The organism is Curtobacterium sp. ODYSSEY 48 V2 (assembly GCF_023712625.1).
Taxonomy (GTDB): domain Bacteria; phylum Actinomycetota; class Actinomycetes; order Actinomycetales; family Microbacteriaceae; genus Curtobacterium.
The window spans coordinates 236286-253266 of the sequence record NZ_JAMAXX010000006.1; the positions used below are offsets into that span (position 1 = coordinate 236286).

19 protein-coding genes, 1 tRNA gene and 1 riboswitch are annotated in these 16981 nt (G+C 71.6%); of the genes, 9 read left to right on the forward strand and 11 right to left on the reverse strand.

Going from position 1 to position 16981, the window contains the following annotated elements; all coding sequences use genetic code 11:
* The first annotated feature begins 19 nt into the window (after positions 1-19).
* Entirely contained in the window at positions 20-652 is a 633-nt protein-coding gene (locus M3666_RS11285; protein ID WP_251155245.1) for a nucleotidyl transferase AbiEii/AbiGii toxin family protein, read from the forward strand.
* A 9-nt stretch (positions 653-661) separates the two neighbouring features.
* Here M3666_RS11285 and M3666_RS11290 read toward each other — a convergent pair whose 3' ends face one another.
* The 4 genes from M3666_RS11290 to clpS form a co-directional block, all read right to left on the reverse strand.
* Positions 662-1987, reverse strand: coding sequence for an MFS transporter (locus M3666_RS11290; protein WP_308301853.1), 1326 nt, complete (start codon positions 1985-1987; stop codon positions 662-664).
* A 109-nt stretch (positions 1988-2096) separates the two neighbouring features.
* The gene (locus M3666_RS11295; protein ID WP_251155247.1) at positions 2097-2516 is read right to left on the reverse strand and encodes a MarR family winged helix-turn-helix transcriptional regulator; all 420 of its coding nucleotides are present in this window, start codon (positions 2514-2516) and stop codon (positions 2097-2099) included.
* A gap of 166 nt (positions 2517-2682) precedes the next feature.
* On the reverse strand, positions 2683-3156 hold the full coding sequence (locus tag M3666_RS11300; protein ID WP_066656760.1) for a DUF2017 family protein: 474 nt from the start codon (positions 3154-3156) through the stop codon (positions 2683-2685).
* Complete coding sequence (gene clpS / locus M3666_RS11305; protein ID WP_066656757.1) at positions 3153-3452, reverse strand: ATP-dependent Clp protease adapter ClpS; 300 nt, start codon at positions 3450-3452, stop codon at positions 3153-3155. Before clpS ends, M3666_RS11300 begins: the two co-directional genes overlap by 4 nt.
* 64 nt (positions 3453-3516) lie before the next feature.
* A riboswitch (ZMP/ZTP riboswitch) is annotated at positions 3517-3602 on the forward strand.
* Positions 3603-3653: 51 nt separating this feature from the next.
* On the opposite strand from clpS, the gene glyA reads away from it, so the two are divergent.
* The 3 genes from glyA (at position 3654) to M3666_RS11320 (ending at position 6466) form a co-directional block, all read left to right on the forward strand.
* A complete protein-coding gene (gene glyA, locus M3666_RS11310) occupies positions 3654-4943 on the forward strand; it encodes a serine hydroxymethyltransferase (RefSeq protein WP_374109584.1) in 1290 nt (429 codons plus the stop codon).
* Entirely contained in the window at positions 4940-5863 is a 924-nt protein-coding gene (locus M3666_RS11315) for a tetrahydrofolate dehydrogenase/cyclohydrolase catalytic domain-containing protein (protein ID WP_251155248.1), read from the forward strand. The genes glyA and M3666_RS11315 overlap by 4 nt, the downstream gene beginning before the upstream one ends.
* Positions 5864-6016: 153 nt before the next feature.
* Positions 6017-6466 carry a hypothetical protein gene (locus M3666_RS11320; RefSeq protein ID WP_251155249.1) on the forward strand — a complete coding sequence of 150 codons (450 nt, stop codon included), beginning with the start codon at positions 6017-6019 and terminating at the stop codon, positions 6464-6466.
* 130 nt (positions 6467-6596) lie between these two features.
* Here M3666_RS11320 and galK read toward each other — a convergent pair whose 3' ends face one another.
* Together galK and galT are read right to left on the reverse strand one after the other, a co-directional pair.
* Positions 6597-7733, reverse strand: a complete 1137-nt coding sequence (galK, locus tag M3666_RS11325; RefSeq protein WP_251155250.1) for a galactokinase — start codon at positions 7731-7733, stop codon at positions 6597-6599.
* Positions 7730-8827, reverse strand: a complete 1098-nt coding sequence (gene galT / locus M3666_RS11330) for a galactose-1-phosphate uridylyltransferase (protein ID WP_251155251.1) — start codon at positions 8825-8827, stop codon at positions 7730-7732. Before galT ends, galK begins: the two co-directional genes overlap by 4 nt.
* Before the next feature lie 64 nt (positions 8828-8891).
* Between galT and M3666_RS11335 the strand changes: the two genes are divergently transcribed.
* Positions 8892-9743 (forward strand): DeoR/GlpR family DNA-binding transcription regulator, encoded by an 852-nt coding sequence (locus M3666_RS11335; protein ID WP_066656748.1) that lies wholly within the window; start codon positions 8892-8894, stop codon positions 9741-9743.
* Entirely contained in the window at positions 9740-10675 is a 936-nt protein-coding gene (locus M3666_RS11340) for an aldose 1-epimerase family protein (RefSeq protein ID WP_251155252.1), read from the forward strand. Before M3666_RS11335 ends, M3666_RS11340 begins: the two co-directional genes overlap by 4 nt.
* 298 nt (positions 10676-10973) lie before the next feature.
* Here M3666_RS11340 and M3666_RS11345 read toward each other — a convergent pair whose 3' ends face one another.
* The 3 genes from M3666_RS11345 to M3666_RS11355 form a co-directional block, all read right to left on the reverse strand.
* Positions 10974-11294, reverse strand: a complete 321-nt coding sequence (locus tag M3666_RS11345) for a hypothetical protein (protein WP_066656746.1) — start codon at positions 11292-11294, stop codon at positions 10974-10976.
* 180 nt (positions 11295-11474) lie between these two features.
* Positions 11475-11547 (reverse strand) — tRNA-Lys (locus M3666_RS11350).
* A 53-nt stretch (positions 11548-11600) separates the two neighbouring features.
* Complete coding sequence (locus tag M3666_RS11355) at positions 11601-11762, reverse strand: DUF2207 domain-containing protein (protein WP_139197360.1); 162 nt, start codon at positions 11760-11762, stop codon at positions 11601-11603.
* Positions 11763-11888: 126 nt separating this feature from the next.
* Between M3666_RS11355 and M3666_RS11360 the strand changes: the two genes are divergently transcribed.
* The 3 genes from M3666_RS11360 (at position 11889) to M3666_RS11370 (ending at position 14858) form a co-directional block, all read left to right on the forward strand.
* Entirely contained in the window at positions 11889-12518 is a 630-nt protein-coding gene (locus M3666_RS11360) for a DNA-directed RNA polymerase subunit beta (protein WP_066658739.1), read from the forward strand.
* A gap of 826 nt (positions 12519-13344) precedes the next feature.
* Positions 13345-13944, forward strand: a complete 600-nt coding sequence (gene sigK / locus M3666_RS11365) for an ECF RNA polymerase sigma factor SigK (RefSeq protein WP_251155253.1) — start codon at positions 13345-13347, stop codon at positions 13942-13944.
* Entirely contained in the window at positions 13941-14858 is a 918-nt protein-coding gene (locus M3666_RS11370) for an anti-sigma factor domain-containing protein (protein ID WP_066656742.1), read from the forward strand. Before sigK ends, M3666_RS11370 begins: the two co-directional genes overlap by 4 nt.
* Positions 14859-15011: 153 nt before the next feature.
* Here M3666_RS11370 and pstB read toward each other — a convergent pair whose 3' ends face one another.
* On the reverse strand, positions 15012-15791 hold the full coding sequence (pstB, locus tag M3666_RS11375) for a phosphate ABC transporter ATP-binding protein PstB (protein WP_066656740.1): 780 nt from the start codon (positions 15789-15791) through the stop codon (positions 15012-15014).
* A gap of 101 nt (positions 15792-15892) precedes the next feature.
* Positions 15893-16978 (reverse strand): phosphate ABC transporter permease PstA, encoded by a 1086-nt coding sequence (gene pstA / locus M3666_RS11380; RefSeq protein ID WP_251155254.1) that lies wholly within the window; start codon positions 16976-16978, stop codon positions 15893-15895.
* Positions 16979-16981: the final 3 nt, after the last annotated feature.

Here is a 16981-nt window from a genome sequence, read left to right on the forward strand (position 1 = left end):
CGAGGCGATGCAGCGACGCGTGGCGTCGATCGCCCTCGCCGCGACCGACGACTCCGGGTTCGCACTGGCAGGGTCGGGTGCCATCCGTGAGCACGGGTTCACGGCTCGCCCCACTGCTGATGTGGACCTCTTCACCGACCGACGGGACGCAGGTGGGTTCGAGCGCGCTCTCGGCGATGTCATCGCGCAGCTCGCCTCCGAGGGCTTCGTCGTCACCGTCGCCAGACGCTTCGAGCTCTTCGCCAGGCTGCGGGTCACGCTCGATGGTGAGGTGGTCGAGGTCGACCTGGGAGTCGACTGGCGCGCTCGGCAACCCGTCGTGCTCGCCCTCGGCCCGGTGCTCGACGAGTACGACGCGGTGTCGAACAAGGTTGCAGCCTTGTTCTCGCGTGCGGAAGCGCGAGACTACCTCGACGTCGACGCGATCCGCCGGAGCGGGAGGTTCTCGGACGCCGAGCTCCTCGACGGCGCAGCCGAACACGACGACGGCTTCGATCGACAGCTCTTCGCCGAGGCGCTCCGACAGGTGCGGAGGATCGGTTCGCGGCGTGTGCGTGAGTACGGCGTGACCCCCGCCGAGTTGGCGGGTGTCGAGCGGAGGCTGACCGACTGGGCCGACCAGATCGAAGCGGCGATCGGCGCCGAGCACTGACGCGCCACGTCAGCGCCGGTCCGCCCGCGCCAGCGCCCGGTCTGCGAGCGTCAGCACGCTGAGCAGCACGCCGACGCCGAGCATCACCCACGCGAGCACGTGCAGGTCCGGCGTGGTCGGGGCCTGGCCGAACACCCCGCCGATCAGCGAGGACGCCGCGATCGCGCCGATGTAGATGCTCGTGCGCGACAGTCCGGCGGCGGTACCGATGTACTCCGAGGGCACCACCTTGTACAGCGCCGCCTGGTTCGACACCGACGCCAGCGCCTGGGGCACCCCGAACAGCGCCGGCACGACGAGCAGCAGCACGAGCGGCGACCCGGCGTGCAGCAGGAGCAGGAGCCCGGCGCCGACCAGGGGGACGAGCGCCGCGACGACGAGCGGCCGGCGGACGGCGGTGCGTCGGGCGACCATGAACGACACCACCCCGGCGACGACGGCTGCCGGGAGCTGCAGGTACCCGGCGACGTCGCTCGGGTAGCCCGCGACGTCCTGCACCCACTGCGAGAACCCGTACGTCATCGTGTAGGCGAGCAGGTAGGTCAGGAACAGTCGCGCGTAGGTGCGGGACAGCGCGCCGTTCCGGACGAGCAGGCGGACGTCGACGAAGGGCTTCGTCGCGCGCAGTTCCCAGAGCACGAGCGCCACGAGCAGCACGACGGCGACCGCGAGCAGCCACCAGAGTCCGGCGCCGAGGTCGAGCAGGAACACCAGGAGCGCCGACACCGTGCCGGTCATGAGCACCATGCCGAGCGGGTCGAGCGCGGTCCGGACCGGCAGCTGCTCGGCGTCACGGGGTCGGAGCCGGTCGGACGGCAGCCACATCGCGGCGACGACGAGGCCGAACACGGCGAGCGGGACGTTCACCAGGAAGATCGCGTGCCAGCCGAACGCCGCGATCAGTGCGCCGCCGAGGGGCGGCCCGGCCGCAGCGGAGACCAGCGAGGTGATCGAGAGCGCCCCGAGCACGAGCGGCGGTGTCGGCTTCCCGATCCTGGCGGAGTGCTGCCGCAGGGTGGTGAGGGCGGCCGGGTACGCCGACGACGTCCCGATCCCGATCAGCACCCGTGCGGCGACCGCCCCGCCGAACCCGGTCAGCACCTCGGGCACGACGCCGGCGACGCCGACGATCACGAGTCCGGTGAGGAAGACCTTCTTCGGGCCGAACCGGTCGGCGAGCTTGCCCATCGTCGGCTGCGCGACCGCGCTCGCCAGGTAGAGCGCGGCGACGAGCCAGATCGCCTGCGAGGCACCGATGCCGAGGTCGCGGGAGATCGGCGCGAGGGCGACGGACACCATCGTCGTGTTGATCGGGTTGAGCAGCGGACCGACCAGGACGGGGACGAGGAGCTTCGGGCCGAAGCCGCTGCCGCCGGTGGTGCCGGCGTCGGGGACGGTCGGGACGGGGGAGGTCGACGTGGACGTGGTGGGCTTCTTCCTGGGGTCAGTCGTCGGTGAGCGGCGTGAGGATCACGAGGGCGCGCGCGACCGTCACCCGGTCCTCGTCGGGCAGCGCGGCGAGACGGTCCGCGAGCACCCGGGTCCGGGTGGTCCACGCGTCGGCGCGGGCTCGGGAGCCCGTCTCCGTGGCCCGGACGAGCGTGCGGCGGCCGTCCGTCGGGTCGGGTCGACGCTCGGCGAGCCCGAGGTCGACGAGGGCCTGCACGGTCGCGCCCATCGACTGCGGGCGGACCCCCTCGGCGCGCGCGAGGTCGGCGACGGTGCTCTCGCCGTGGCGCAGGAGCCGACCGAGCGCGGCGGTCTGGGACGCGGTGACCTCGTCGGCCTTCCCGGCGAGCAGCGTGCGGCGGATGCGACCGTGCAGGGTCAGCAGGTCGTCCGCGAGCGTGTCGATCGGTTCCACGGTGGAACAGTACGACTGAACAGGGCACCTTGCAAGGTTGCCTTCTGATCAGATGGTGCCGACCCCTCGTTGCTCGCCCGGATGCGCGACCACCGCGACCACCGCGACCAGCTGACGGGCCGGGGCGGACGAGGCGGAACGTGCGCCGCGCCTCCCGGCCGTCCCGTCAGCGGGTGGTGAGGGTCGTGACGAGGTGTTCCTGCACGTACCCGATCCAGTCGTAGACGTCGCGCAGGCCGAGGCCGGCGTCCCCGGAGGACGAGGCCTCCTCCGACGCGGCGTCGGTGATGCCGAGCCGCTCCGCGATCGTCAGCCGCAGGTCGGTGAGGCACCGCAGCCAGGCCTGCTCGTCCGGCGGGGTCATCGCGCCGTCCCGCGCACCGGTCAGCCAGTCGTGCACGACGTCGGCGTTCGCGGTCTTCTGGGTGAGCAGGTCCGCCTGCGTCCAACGGCGGAACTCGTCGCTCGCCTCGGTGTCCGACGGGTAGGCGTCCGGGAACATCCGCGCGGCGACGGGGTCGGACGCGAGGTCACCGCCGAGCACCTGTTGCAGCTGTTCGGTGAGCGACGTGAGGACGGCGCGCTCACCCTCGGACATCGCGAGGTGCACACCGTCCTGGCGCCGGCTGAAGGGGATCACGCGTCCGGTCCCGCCGCGCGGTCGACGGTGGCCTGCAGGCCGTAGCCGTGCATGGCCTCGACGTGGCGCTCCATGGCCTCGCGGGCGCCGGTCGCGACGATCGCCCGGCCGTCGTCGTGCACCTGGCGCATGAGTCGCTCGGCGCGGGCGTGCGAGAAGCCGAAGTAGCTCTGGAAGACGTAGGTGACGTAGGACATCAGGTTCACCGGGTCGTCCCAGACCACGGTGACCCACGGCACGTCGAGGCGCGCGGCGAGGTCGGTGCGCTCCTCGACGTCGGGGCTGATCAGCGTCATGCGTCGACGGGGATGCTCGGGTGCATGTCCCCAAGGGTGACACGAACGTGCGCGCTCGGTACGATCGACGGGTCGCGACTGGCGTTGGATGGGTCACCATCGGGGAGCGACACCTGACACGGAGCGCGGCCGTACGCCTGGGCCGCGCCCACCCGTCCACCTCGTCGCGTCCGCGCGGCGACTCAGACAACGAGGAGTCCCGTGTCCATCACCGATCTGACGCCTGCCACCGCGCAGTCCACGTTCAACGCCCCGCTCGCCGAGGTCGACCCCGAGATCGCCGCCGTGCTGCAGAACGAGCTCGGCCGCCAGCGCGACACCCTCGAGATGATCGCGTCCGAGAACTTCGTCCCGCGCGCCGTCCTCGAGTCACAGGGCTCCGTTCTGACGAACAAGTACGCCGAGGGCTACCCGGGCAAGCGCTACTACGGCGGCTGCGAGTTCGTCGACGTCGCCGAGCAGCTCGCCATCGACCGGGCGAAGGCCCTGTTCGGTGCCGCCTACGCGAACGTGCAGCCGCACTCCGGCGCGAGCGCGAACGCCGCGGTGCTGCACGCCATCGCCTCCGCCGGGGACACGATCCTCGGTCTCGAGCTCGCCCACGGCGGTCACCTGACGCACGGCATGAAGCTCAACTTCTCCGGCCGCATCTACAACGCGGTGTCCTACGGCGTCGACCCGGAGACGTTCGAGGTCGACTACGACGACATCCGTGCGAAGGCCATCGAGCACCAGCCGAAGGTCCTCATCGCCGGCTGGTCGGCGTACCCCCGCCAGCTCGACTTCGCGAAGTTCCGCGAGATCGCGGACGAGGTCGGCGCGACGCTCTGGGTGGACATGGCGCACTTCGCCGGGCTCGTCGCCGCGGGCCTGCACCCGTCGCCCCTGCCGCACGCCCACGTCGTGTCGTCGACGGTGCACAAGACGCTCGCCGGTCCCCGCTCGGGCATCATCCTGTCCAACGAGGAGTCGCTCTTCAAGAAGCTGAACTCCGCGGTGTTCCCGGGCCAGCAGGGCGGTCCGCTCATGCACGTGATCGCCGCGAAGGCCACCGCGTTCCTGCTCGCCGGCCAGCCGGAGTTCAAGGACCGCCAGGAGCGCACGCTGCGCGGTGCTCGTCTGCTGGCGGACCGGCTCACGCAGCCCGACGCGAAGGCCGCCGGCATCGACGTCCTCACCGGTGGCACCGACGTGCACCTGGTGCTCGTCGACCTCCGTGCGTCCGAGGTCGACGGCAAGCAGGCCGAGGACCTGCTGCACGAGGTCGGCATCACCGTGAACCGCAACTCCGTCCCCTTCGACCCGCGCCCGCCGATGGTCACCTCCGGTGTCCGCATCGGCACCCCGGCGCTGGCGACCCGCGGCTTCGGCGACGCCGAGTTCACCGAGGTGGCCGACATCATCGCGCTGACGCTCATGCCGAACCCGGACATCGCAGCGCTCTCGGCACGGGTGAAGGCCCTGACCGACGCGTTCCCCCTGTACGCGTGAGCGCCGCGCTCCCACGTGAGCGCTGGGCGGGGGAGGGCAGTGCCGTCCGTATCGACGGCACCGCCCTCGCCGCGCGCACGCTCGACGACCTGAAGGTCCGCATCGACCGCCTGCACGACCACGGGTTCCGGCCCGGGCTCGGCACGATCATGGTCGGCGCGAACCCGGGGTCGGTGTCGTACGTCGCCGGCAAGCACAAGGACTCGGCACAGATCGGGCTCGACTCGGTCCGCATCGACCTCCCGGAGACCGCTTCGGCTGCCGACATCCGCGCCGCGATCCTGCAGATGAACGACGACCCCCGGGTCACCGCGTTCATCGTGCAGCTCCCGCTGCCGCAGGGCATCGACCCGATCCCGATGCTCGAGCTGATGAACCCGGCGAAGGACGCCGACGGCCTGCACCCGACGAACCTCGGTGAGCTCGTGCTCGCCGTGCCCGGTGGCGCCGGCACGATCGACGCCCCGCTGCCGTGCACCCCGCGGGGCATCGTCGCGATGCTCGACGCCTACGACGTCCCGATCCGCGGGCAGCACGTGACGATCATCGGGCAGGGCCTGACGGTCGGTCGTCCGCTCGGCCTGCTGCTCACCCGGCTCGAGGCGACCGCCACCCTCACGCACTCGCTGACCGAGGACGTCGCCGCCGAGTGCCGTCGCGCCGACATCATCGTCGCCGCGGCCGGGGTCGCCGGGCTCGTGCAGCCGGACTGGGTCAAGCCGGGTGCCGCGGTCATCGACGTGGGCATCAGCCGCGTCGTCTCCCCGGAGACGGGCAAGGCGAAGCTGCGCGGCGACGTCGACCCCGCCGTGGCGTCCGTCGCCGGGTTCCTGTCGCCCACGCCGGGCGGGGTCGGGCCGATGACCCGCGCGATGCTCATGAAGAACGTCGTCGAGGCCGCCGAGCGCCACCTGCGGTAGCGCGAGCCCTGTCGACCGAGACTCGGCCAGGCGGACACTTCCGTCCCCTGTGCAGGACGAAAGTGTCCGCTCGGCCGAGTCTCGGTGTGCGGCTTCGGACGGGAGGCGCGGATCACCCCCGCCACGCGCCTCCCGCGGTGCTACGGTCACGCCATGGGGGACGAACGACAGCTGACCGAACCGGTGCTGCGCCCGCGGCCCGAGCCGTCGCAGCTCACGAAGGACGCCCGCTGGCTGGTCCTCATCGTGGTGCTCTGCATCCTGTTCCAGCAGCCCGGCTCGAGCTGGAGCACGACCTTCGTCCACGCCGGGCAGGAGTTCGACTTCCGGTCGTCGCCGGCGCTCGGGACGACGCTCCTGACCGTCGGCATCGCCCTCGTCGGGTTCGCCGTCGCGGTCGCCCGCCGAGGCGCGAACCGGTTCGACGAGCACACCGTGATGGGACTCACCCTCGCCGGCGTGCTCGGCGTCACCGTGGCGGTGTGGCTGCTCATGCCCGTGCAGACGGCGTGGGTGCAGTGGGCCGTCGAGCACGGTCGGACGCACCCGTTCGTGCTCGGGAACGTCGTCGAGACGACGCGGTACGCCGACTACGGAGGCTGACCGGCGGGCCGGCGGGCCTGCGGGCCGCTGACCGCTGACCGGCTGACCGGCGAGCCGCTTCTCGTTGTGCGGAAGCGCGAGGCGCCGCGCGAGGCGCCGCGCGCGGCGCGGCGCCTCGCGCTGCCGCGCGTCAGTCGCGCCGGGCGCCCTGCGCGGCGTGCACCGTGAACACGGTGGGCTCGCGGTACCCGGCCGAGGCGAAGGCGGACGTGACGGCGTCCGTGATCGCGCCACGGGCCTCCCGGTCGACCAGCGCGATCGCCGCACCGCCGAAGCCGCCACCGGTCATGCGTGCGCCGACAGCGCCGTGCGCCATCGCCGTCTCGACCGCCAGGTCGAGCTCGGGCACCGAGATCTCGAAGTCGTCGCGCATCGATGCGTGCGAGGCGACGAGCAGTTCGCCGATCGCGCGCGGACCCTGCTCGCGGAGCGTGCGCACCGTGTCGAGGACGCGCTGGTCCTCGGTCACGATGTGCCGGACCCGTCGGAAGGTCTCGTCGTCGAGGAGTTCCTGTGCGCGGGGCAGGTCCTCGACGGCGACGTCGCGGAGTGCCTCGACGCCCATGGCCGCAGCGCCGCGCTCGCACGAGTCGCGCCGGGCCTTGTAGCCGCCTGTCGCGTGGGCGTGCTCGACGCGGGTGTCGATGACGAGGACCTCGAGCCCGTTGGCCTCGAGCGCGAGGTCGACCACGGCGGTGTCGAGCGTGCGGCAGTCGAGGAAGACGACCGCGTCCTGCTCACCGAGCAACGAGGCGGACTGGTCCATGATGCCGGTCGGGGCGCCGACGGCGTGGTTCTCGGAGTACTGACCGACACGAGCGAGGGTCTTGCGGTCGAGGCCGAGGTCCCACAGGTCGGTGAACGCGAGCGCGACGCCGCACTCGATCGCGGCGCTCGACGACAGGCCCGCGCCGACCGGGACGTCCGACTCGATGAAGACGTCGAAGCCGGTCTTGTCGGACAGGTCGGCTCCGGCCTGCTCGCGGAGCGCCCAGGCGATGCCGAACACGTAGGCAGACCAGCCGTCCATGTTCTCCGGCGACAGCGCGTCGAGCGAGAGCTCGTGCACCGCGTCCGGCTCAAAGGCCGACGCGACCCGGATCAGCCGGTCGTCGCGCTGTGCGATCGACGCCACCGTCCGGCGGTCGATCGCGAACGGCAGCACGTAGCCGTCGTTGTAGTCGGTGTGCTCACCGATCAGGTTGACGCGGCCGGGCGCGGAGTACCGCACCGCCGGCTCGTACCCGTAGACCTGCTGGAACGTCATGCGCGTTCGATCCCTCCTCGGATGAACTCGGCCGCCTTCTCGGGCACGAGGTCCCCGATCCAGGCGCCCATGGCGGCCTCGCTGCCGGCCAGGAACTTGAGCTTGTCCGCCGCGCGACGCGGGGACGTGATCTGCAGCATGAGCCGCACGGTGTCCCGCGCGGTGTGCACCGGCGCCTGGTGCCACGCGGCGATGTACGGCGTCGGGGTGTCGTAGAGCGCGTCGAGCCCGCGGGTGAGCCGCAGGTGCATGTGCGCCAGCTCGTCCTTCTCGGCGTCGGTCAGGCCGGCGAAGTCGGGGACGTGCCGGTGCGGCAGCATGTGGATCTCGATCGGCCAGCGTGCTGCGAACGGCACGAAGGCGGTGAAGTGCTCGCCCTGCAGCACCACGCGCTCGGAGGCGCGCTCGTTCGCGAGGTGCTGCTCGAACAGGTCGGGACCGAAGCGCTCGATCGACGCGAGGAGCCGCTGCGTGCGGGGCGTGACGTACGGGTACGAGTAGATCTGCCCGTGCGGGTGGTGCAGCGTGACGCCGATCGCCTCGCCCCGGTTCTCGAACGGGAACACCTGCTGGATGCCGGGCATCGCCGACAGCGCCGCGGTGCGGTCCGCCCAGGCCTCGACCACGGTGCGGGCGCGCGACTCGCTGATGGAGGCGAACGAGCCGCTCGTCTCGGGGGAGAAGCACACGACCTCGCAGCGACCGACGCTCCGGAGCTGGCGGTTGAGCCCGACGTCGGACAGGGACTCGAGGGACTCCGGGCCGTCCTCGGCCTCGAGCAGGGGTCCGAACGAGGGCGAGCGGTTCTCGAACACCGCGACGTCGTAGCGGCTCGGGATCTCCGACGGGTTCGCGGCGGTCTGCGGCGCGAGCGGGTCCTGGTCGGCCGGCGGCAGGAACACGCGGTTCTGCCGGCTCGCCGCGATGGACACCCACTCGCCGGTCAGGACGTCCTGCCGCATCCGAGCCGTCTCCGGTCGGGGGTCGAGGACACGCTGGTCGATGCTGCGTTCGGCGGGCAGCTGCGTGTCGGCGTCGTCGAAGTAGATGAGCTCGCGGCCGTCGGCGAGCGTCGTCACGCGCTTGGTGATCACCGACCCACCCTACCGCGCTCGTGAAGCGTTGCGAAAGGCTCCGTAAGTGCGCGAAACTCGTGCCGTGGACGACGACCTCTCCTTCCTCGCCGGGTCGCTGCCCGCGCCGCTGCGGCAGGACCGCATCGTCTCCATCGTCGAGGGCGCGCCCGGTCTGGTCCGGACCGCCGCCCTCGCGGCGGCGCTGGGCACGAGCGAGGTGACCGTCCGCCAGGACCTCGCCCTGCTCGACCAGGAGGCCCGCATCCGGCGGGTGCGCGGCGGTGCGGTCCGCCTCGGGGTCGGTTCCACCGAGCGCCCCTTCGAGGAGACCGCCGTCGAGCACCAGGTGGCGAAGGCCGCGATCGGCCGCGCTGCGGCCGACCTGGTCCGGTCGGGTCAGTGCGTCGTGCTCGACGTCGGCACCACGCCCGCGGCGGTCGCGGAGGCCCTGGTGGCGCGGTCCGACCTGGTCGACGTCACCGTCGTCACGAACTCGCTCACCACCGCACTCGCGCTCGAGCGGGCGGTCCCGCGCTTCACCGTCGTCGTCACCGGTGGCACCCTCCGGCCGCTGCAGCACTCCCTCGTCGCGCCGTTCATGGGTGCCGTGCTGCCGATGATCGCCGCCGACCTGGTGTTCCTCGGGGGGACGGGACTCGACGTCGGGCACGGCCTGACGAACGTGAACCTGCCCGAGACCGAGGCGAAGCGGATGCTCGCCGCCGCGGCCCGGCGTACCGTCGTGGTGGCGGACGGCTCGAAGTTCGGCCGGGCCCACCTCGGTGTCGTCCGTCCGCTCGAGGACATCGACGTCGTCGTCACCGCCGGGGTCACGGCGGACGCGGTCGCTCCGATCCGGGCGGCCGGCGTCGAGGTGGTCGTGGCGGACGAGGACGGCCGTGCAGCACCAGACGGAAGGAAGTCGCAGCCATGACCGCAGCAGCACCCACCGGAGGGCAGTACCACCTCCGGCACGCAGGACCGGACGGGGTCGTCGAGGCCGTCGTCACCGAGGTCGCCGCGGGGATCCGGGAGCTCCGGGTCGCCGGGTTCGACCTGACCGAGCCGTTCCCGGTGACGTCGCTGCCGCCGGGCGCCGACGGCATCGTGCTCGTGCCGTGGCCGAACCGCGTCGCCGGTGCCGTCTGGGAGCTCGACGGGAAGCGGCAGCAGCTGGACGTCTCCGAGCCCAAGTACGGCAACGCCTCGCACGGGCTGCTGCGGTTCTCGCCGTACCGCGTGGTGTCGCAGACCGAGTCGTCGATCGAACAGCAGGCGACGATCCACCCGCAGCACGGCTGGCCGTTCACGCTCGAGACCCGCGTGCACCACGAGCTCGTCGACGACGGTGTCCGGGTGACCCACACCATCGTCAACCGCTCCGGCGTCCGCGCTCCGTTCGCGGTCGGCGCGCACCCGTACCTCCGTGCGGGCGACACCCCCGCCGAGGACCTCGTCGTCACGCTCGACGCCGCCACGGCGTTCACGGTCGACGAGCACAAGATCCCGGACGGCACGGTGTCCGTCGAGGGCACGCCCTACGACCTGCGGTCGGGACGTCGCGCCGGGGACGCCGACCTCGACACCGCGTACCGGGACGTCGCCGCCGACGAGCACGGCGTCCGGCGCACGACGCTGCACGGTCCGGAGGGCGACGGCGTCGAGCTCTGGCAGGACGAGTCGTTCCCGTACGTGCAGGTCTTCACGTCCCGCGAGTTCCCCCGCGGCGACGGCACCGGGCTCGCCGTGGCGGTGGAGCCGATGACCGCGCCCGCGAACGCCCTGAACTCCGGCGAGGGCCTGCGCTGGCTCGAGCCCGACGAGTCGTGGACCGGCACCTGGGGCATCCGCCGCGTCTGGTCCTGAGCGCCGCGGTCTCGCCTGGGACCGCTCTGCCGGATCCTGACCCGGACCCGGACCCGGACCCGGACCCGGCCGGACTCGGTCGTGGTTCCTGGTCGCGAGACATGCCGCTCAGGTCCTCGGCCAGCGGCACGTCGTGCGACCGGAACGATCTCGGGCGGCGCGTTGTGCGACCAGGACGGCGGGCACGAGACCTGCGAACGCGAGATGCATGCGCAGCACGTGAGCGACCACGAGACCTCCGGACACGACGAAGGCCGCCCCGTCCGGGGCGGCCTTCGTCGTACGTGCTTCCGGTGCGTCAGGCGCGGCGCATGCGCAGCGCCTCGACCGCGAGGGACTCCGTGCCGTAGCGCCCGATCTCCTGTGCCCAGGCCGGGTCGTCGCCGCGCAGGGCCGTGTACTCCTTGCCCTGCCGGCACACGTAGCCGAGGACGGCGGTGGCGGTGGCGACCTCGACGAAGTCGGTGCGGATGTGCCGCGTGGTGACGCGGGCGTTCCGGCGGAGGGTGTCGAGGAGGAGCTGGTTGCTCATCGTGGTGTTCGTCGCTGCGGCGAGCTCGACGATGCGGCGCGCGTCACCGGTGGTGCTGGCCTGCGTGGCGTCGATGGGCTCGGTCACGGTGTACCCCGTTCGTTCTCTGGTGCTGCGGTCCTGTTCGGTCCGTGGATCAGGACCGGGAACGACACTATCGGCGCTGTGCAGGCAAACCGCTGAACAGGGTCTGGACTGTGCACAAGACGCACCATGAACATCCTGTGACGGAGTTGTACCCCGGTAGGCGTCTCACGAAAGAGGAGGTGGGCCCCGTGGGGCTCGAACCCACGACCCTCGGATTAAAAGTCCGGTGCTCTACCAACTGAGCTAGAGGCCCTCACCCGCAAGGCTAGCGGGTGAGGGCCTCCAGACGAGAACCAGTGCTGTCGGTCAGCTGCGGCGCCCGGTGAGCGTCCGCAGGAGCCACATGACCACCGCGATGACGAGCAGCACGATGCCGACCCACAGCAGGAACTTGAGGCTCGCGGTGAAGCCACCGACGAACAGCAGGACGACCGCGATCACGGCCAGGATGACGAGCAGGGCGTTCATGGAGTCTCCTCTTCTCAACGTCCGGGAGGAGTGCCTCCCTGCCGGAGCACGGTACCCGTGCGCGCCCCGTTGCGTTCGTGGCGAACGGGGGACGTGGGCGTCGGCGGCCGCGCCTACACTCGCCGGGTGCCTCGCGATCACCACCGTCCCGTCCACTTCACCGACCAGGAGTTCGCCGCGATCCAGGGCGGCGAGGACCCGGCACTGGTGAACCGTGTCGCGCACGAGACGGCGAACGCGCTGCTCCACCGCGTGCGGCAGGACCCGGACCCGGCGGTGGTCGAGCGTCTCGTGACGTACACGGACGTGCACGGCATCGATGCGATCGCCGAGCTGTGGGCCCGCGTGGGCGCGCACACGCTCCCGGGGGCACTGTGGCGCATCTACCTGGTGCGGGTCGTCATCCGGCAGAACCCGGAGGAGATCGCGTACTTCTTCGAGCGGGGCACGGAGCGGATCGGCACGATCGACGAGGCCGTCGCGGGTGCCGAGCAGCCGACGGGTCCTGCGGAGATCCTGACCCTGGCGGACCACATCCTGCACGGCCTCTACACGGGGGACCTCGCGGTGGCGCTCGACCGCGGCGCGGCGTTCTGCCGGCTGACCGCGGCGGGCGCGACCTCGGTGGCGGACGACGCCGACCTGACCGCGGGGGACCGCGCGAGCGAGCTGACGCGTCGGGCGCTGCGCTTGACGGAGCTCGCGGCCGACCTGACCGAGGCGGCGGCGCTCTGGCGTCGCGACAGCCTGGACTGAGCGAGGGGCGGGGCGGATCGACGCCGCGCCTCCAGACCGGCTACCGCCCACGCCGGATCGCGCCCCCGCTCGGACGTCACACGCATGAGCACACGGGGCGACGTCCGGGCGAGGGCGGGGCGCAGCGACAGACCGCGACGGCGGACGGCGACGAGCAGGGCCTGCGACGGTGGACGGCCTGACCCGACCGCCCCCGGACATGCGAAGACCGGGCCGCAGAAGCGCCTCTCGGCGCGAGGCCGCTCGAAGCGGCGAATTTTGGAGCCCGGGGCTTGCTGCGGCCCGGCGAGATCGATCCTACGAGACACGTCCTGTGCACGTGGCCGTGTTCACTCTCGGTGGACACGTTGCGCGGTCGGGCGCGTCACGGACACACGCAGCCGCAGCGCACGCAGCCGCAGCGCACGCAGCCGCAGCGCACGCAGCCGCAGCGCACGCAGCCGCAGCGCACGCAGCCGCAGCGCGCGCAGCCGCAGCGCGCGCAGCCGCGCAGAGGTCCCGTGCGCACATCCGCACCCTGCACACCGGGCGGGCGGACGCGCAGCAGGCGACCAGCAGACACGAGCCGGACACAGTTCCTGCACCCGGGACGGGCACGTCGCCCAATCCGCTCGGGCGACGGTGCCGAACAGTTGGTGTGACGCTCCTCGCGGACGTCACAGCGAGGGCCCGCTCGACCCGGTCCGGTACCCGCCGGTCAATTCCCTGCGGGTCGTGCGGCCCTCGCCCAGACTCCACCGCCGCGAGGATCCTAACCACCCGAACCCGACCTGCGAAGTGATTGCACATGTCGGAACCGATGCCACCGAGAGGGGGGAAACCTGCAATGCTTGCGCTCGTGGAACACGACACCGAGGCCTGGAGCTCCGCCGAGCCCACCCCCGTGTCGCCTGACGATCTGCTCGCCCGCGTCGCCTCCGGCGACCAGGCAGCCTTCTCCGACCTCTACGACGCCCTGTCGGGTCGTGTGCTCGGTCTGGTGACGCGACTCCTGAAGGACCGCGCCCAGTCCGAGGAGGTCACGCAGGAGGTCTTCCTCGAGGTGTGGCAGCAGGCCACCCGCTTCGACCGTTCGCGCGGCACCGCCGCCAGCTGGGTCCTCACGATGGCCCACCGACGAGCGGTCGACCGGGTCCGGGCATCGCAGGCGTCGCACGACCGGGACACCAAGATCGGCATCCGCGACCTGGAGTCCGGTTTCGACCAGGTCTCCGAGTCGGTCGAGATCCGGATCGAGCACGAACGCGTCAGCCGCGCGCTCGCCAAGCTCACCGAGTTCCAACGCCAGGCGGTGCAGCTCGCGTACTACGGCGGCTACTCGCACAGCGAGATGGCCGAACGGCTCGGTGTCCCGATCGGCACCGTCAAGACCCGTCTCCGTGACGGGATGATCCGACTCCGAGACGAGATGGGGGTGACGTCATGACCGAACGCCACGACGACCCTGCCCTGCTCACCGGGTCGCACGCCCTGGACGCCCTCTCGGACGACGAGCGCGCGCTCCTCGAGCACGCTCTGACGACGTCGCCGGAACTGCAGGCCGAGACGGACTCGCTCCGCGAGACCGCGCTGCAGCTCGCGTACGCCGTCGAACCGATCGACCCTCCGGCGTCGCTCAAGGCGTCGCTGATGGCACAGATCGCACGGACCCCGCAGGCCGCGCCGACGGACCGCACGGCGCCGGTCGCCGGCCTGGAGGCTCCGCTCGCCTCCGCCGCGTCCCCCGCGCCCGTCGTCGGAGCAGCTCCCGCCCCGGCGCCGGTCGCCGAGACCGGGAACGTCATCGGTCTCGGAGCGGCTGACGCCGCCGGGTACGCCGACGGTGCGGCATCCGCGAAGGCCCGCCGCCGCTGGTTCCAGCGTCCGGCAGCCGCCCTGTCCGCCGCAGCCGCCGTCGCCGTGGTGTTCCTCGGTGTCGGGCTCGGCGTCGGCACGAACTTCGGCCAGACCGAGGGGACCAGCCCCGGGACCACGCAGGCCTCCGGCACGCTCGACTCGATCTACGCCGCGTCCGACTTCCAGCGCACGACCGCGAAGGTCCCCGGTGGGGGCTCCGCGACCGTGGTCTGGTCGCACGACGTGGGCAAGTCCGCGGTGATCCTCGACGGCGTCGAGCAGGCGCCGCAGGGCAAGACGTACGAGCTCTGGTACATCGGCTCCGAGGGTGGCGAGATCGTCCCCGCCGGTCTGGTCGACAGCGCCCGCAACGGCGTGCACACGGCGGTCCTCGACGGCAAGCTCACGCCGGGTGCGGCGATCGGCATGACGGTCGAGCCGGAGGGCGGTTCCGACCAGCCGACCTCGACGCCGCTCATGGCCGTCCCCACGACCCAGGCGTAGCACCCGCACGGACGAACGGCGGGCAGCGGATCATCCGCTGCCCGCCGTTCGTCCGTGCGGGGCAGTGGAGCGCACGACGGAGGCCCGGTGCCGTCCGTGGCGGACGTGCACCGGGCCTCCAGGCCGACCGTCAGGAGACGGACCGGGCGCCGATCACCCGAAGCGACCCGAGACGTAGTCCTCGGTCGCCTGCACCGACGGGTTCGAGAAGATCGTCGCGGTGTCGTCGAACTCGATGAGCTTGCCGGGCGCACCGGTCCCCGCGATGTTGAAGAACGCGGTCTTGTCGCTGACGCGCGACGCCTGCTGCATGTTGTGCGTGACGATCACGATCGTGAAGTCCTTCTTGAGCTCCTCGATCAGGTCCTCGATCGCGAGGGTCGAGATCGGGTCGAGCGCCGAGCAGGGCTCGTCCATGAGCAGGACGTCCGGCTGCACGGCGATCGCCCGGGCGATGCAGAGCCGCTGCTGCTGCCCACCGGACAGGCCCATGCCGGGCTTCTCGAGGCGGTCCTTGACCTCGTTCCACAGGTTCGCGCCCTGCAGCGAGCGCTCGACGACGTCGTCGGCCTCGGACTTCGAGACGCGCTTGTTGTTGAGCTTCACGCCGGCGAGCACGTTGTCGCGGATCGACATCGTGGGGAACGGGTTCGGACGCTGGAACACCATGCCGACCTGCCGGCGGACGAGCACGGGGTCGACGCCCTGGCCGTAGAGGTCGTCGCCGTCGATCTTGACGGAGCCCTCGACGTACGCGCCGGGGATGACCTCGTGCATGCGGTTCAGCGTGCGGAGGAAGGTGGACTTGCCGCAGCCCGACGGGCCGATGAAGGCGGTGACGGTGCGGGGCTCGATCGTCATGTCGACGCCCTCGACGGCCTTGAACTTCGAGTAGTAGACGTTGAGGCCGTCGACCTCGATGCGCTTGGACACGTGGTTTCCTCCGGGGTGGGTGGTCGTTGCCGCTCCGCTGACGCGGTGCGCGGGCGGGCCGTGCTGGCCGATGCTGTCGGCCGGAGCGCGGGCGCTCGGTGCTAGCGGGGGAGCTTGGGGGCGAAGAGTCGGGTGATGAAGCGGGCGAGCAGGTTGAGCACCATCACGATGAGGATGAGCACGAGTGCCGCGGTCCAGGCCCGGTCGACGAACGGCACCGGGTTGGCGCCCTGCTGCGAGTACTGCGTGTACGCGAACACCGGCAGCGTCATCATCGGGTCCTTGAACAGGTCGTAGTTCATGCTCGCGGTGAAGCCGGCCGTCACGAGCAGCGGCGCGGTCTCGCCGATGACGCGCGCGATCGACAGCATGACGCCCGTGGTGATGCCGGCGAGGCTCGTCGGCAGCACCACCTTGAGGATCGTCAGGTACTTCGGCACGCCGAGTGCGTAGGACGCCTCGCGGAGCTCCATCGGGACGATCTTCAGGACCTCCTCGGTGGAGCGGACGACCACGGGGATCATCAGCACGCTCAGGGCGATCGAGCCGACGAGACCGAAGCGGGCACCGGGGCCGAGGAACAGCGCGAACAGCGAGTAGGCGAAGAGACCGGCGACGATGGACGGGATGCCCGTCATGACGTCGACGAAGAAGGTGATGCCCTTCGCCAGGGCGCCCTTGCCGTACTCGACCAGGTAGATCGAGGTGAGCAGGCCGATCGGCACGGAGATCAGCGCGGCGAACAGCGTGATCTCGAGCGTGCCGACGAGGGCGTGCAGTGCGCCGCCGCCCTCGGAGATGACGCCGCGCATCGACGAGTTGAAGTACTCGGCGTCGAAGCGGGCCAGGCCGTCGGCCAGGACCGTCCAGAGCAGCGACACCAGCGGCAGCACCGCGATGACGAAGGCCGTGACCACCAGCGAGGTGATCAGCCGGTCGACCGCCTTGCGTCCGCCCTCGACGATGCGCGAGACGACGACGATGAGCACGTCGAACAGGACGGTGCCGAGGAACAGGGCGGCGACGACGTTGAAGTCCTTCACCGCACCGCCCGCGTTCAGCAGGGCGAAGACCGCGACCAGGGCGACCCAGGAGCCGACGAGGAGGAGCCACGGCACGGACTTGTGCAGCTTGCCGTTGGCGTAGACGTTGCCGGCGGTGCCGGTCTGACGGAGGGCGAGGGACATCGG

Excerpts from the sequence above, each read along its gene's own strand:
- sigK (WP_251155253.1), top strand. The coding sequence starts at position 13,345 with ATGCTTGCGCTCGTGGAACACGACACCGAGGCCTGGAGCTCCGCCGAG.
- M3666_RS11320 (WP_251155249.1), top strand. The coding sequence starts at position 6,017 with ATGGGGGACGAACGACAGCTGACCGAACCGGTGCTGCGCCCGCGGCCC.
- clpS (WP_066656757.1), bottom strand. The coding sequence starts at position 3,452 with ATGACGCTGATCAGCCCCGACGTCGAGGAGCGCACCGACCTCGCCGCG.
- pstA (WP_251155254.1), bottom strand. The coding sequence starts at position 16,978 with ATGTCCCTCGCCCTCCGTCAGACCGGCACCGCCGGCAACGTCTACGCC.
- M3666_RS11340 (WP_251155252.1), top strand. The coding sequence starts at position 9,740 with ATGACCGCAGCAGCACCCACCGGAGGGCAGTACCACCTCCGGCACGCA.
- M3666_RS11355 (WP_139197360.1), bottom strand. The coding sequence starts at position 11,762 with ATGAACGCCCTGCTCGTCATCCTGGCCGTGATCGCGGTCGTCCTGCTG.
- M3666_RS11370 (WP_066656742.1), top strand. The coding sequence starts at position 13,941 with ATGACCGAACGCCACGACGACCCTGCCCTGCTCACCGGGTCGCACGCC.
- galK (WP_251155250.1), bottom strand. The coding sequence starts at position 7,733 with ATGACGTTCCAGCAGGTCTACGGGTACGAGCCGGCGGTGCGGTACTCC.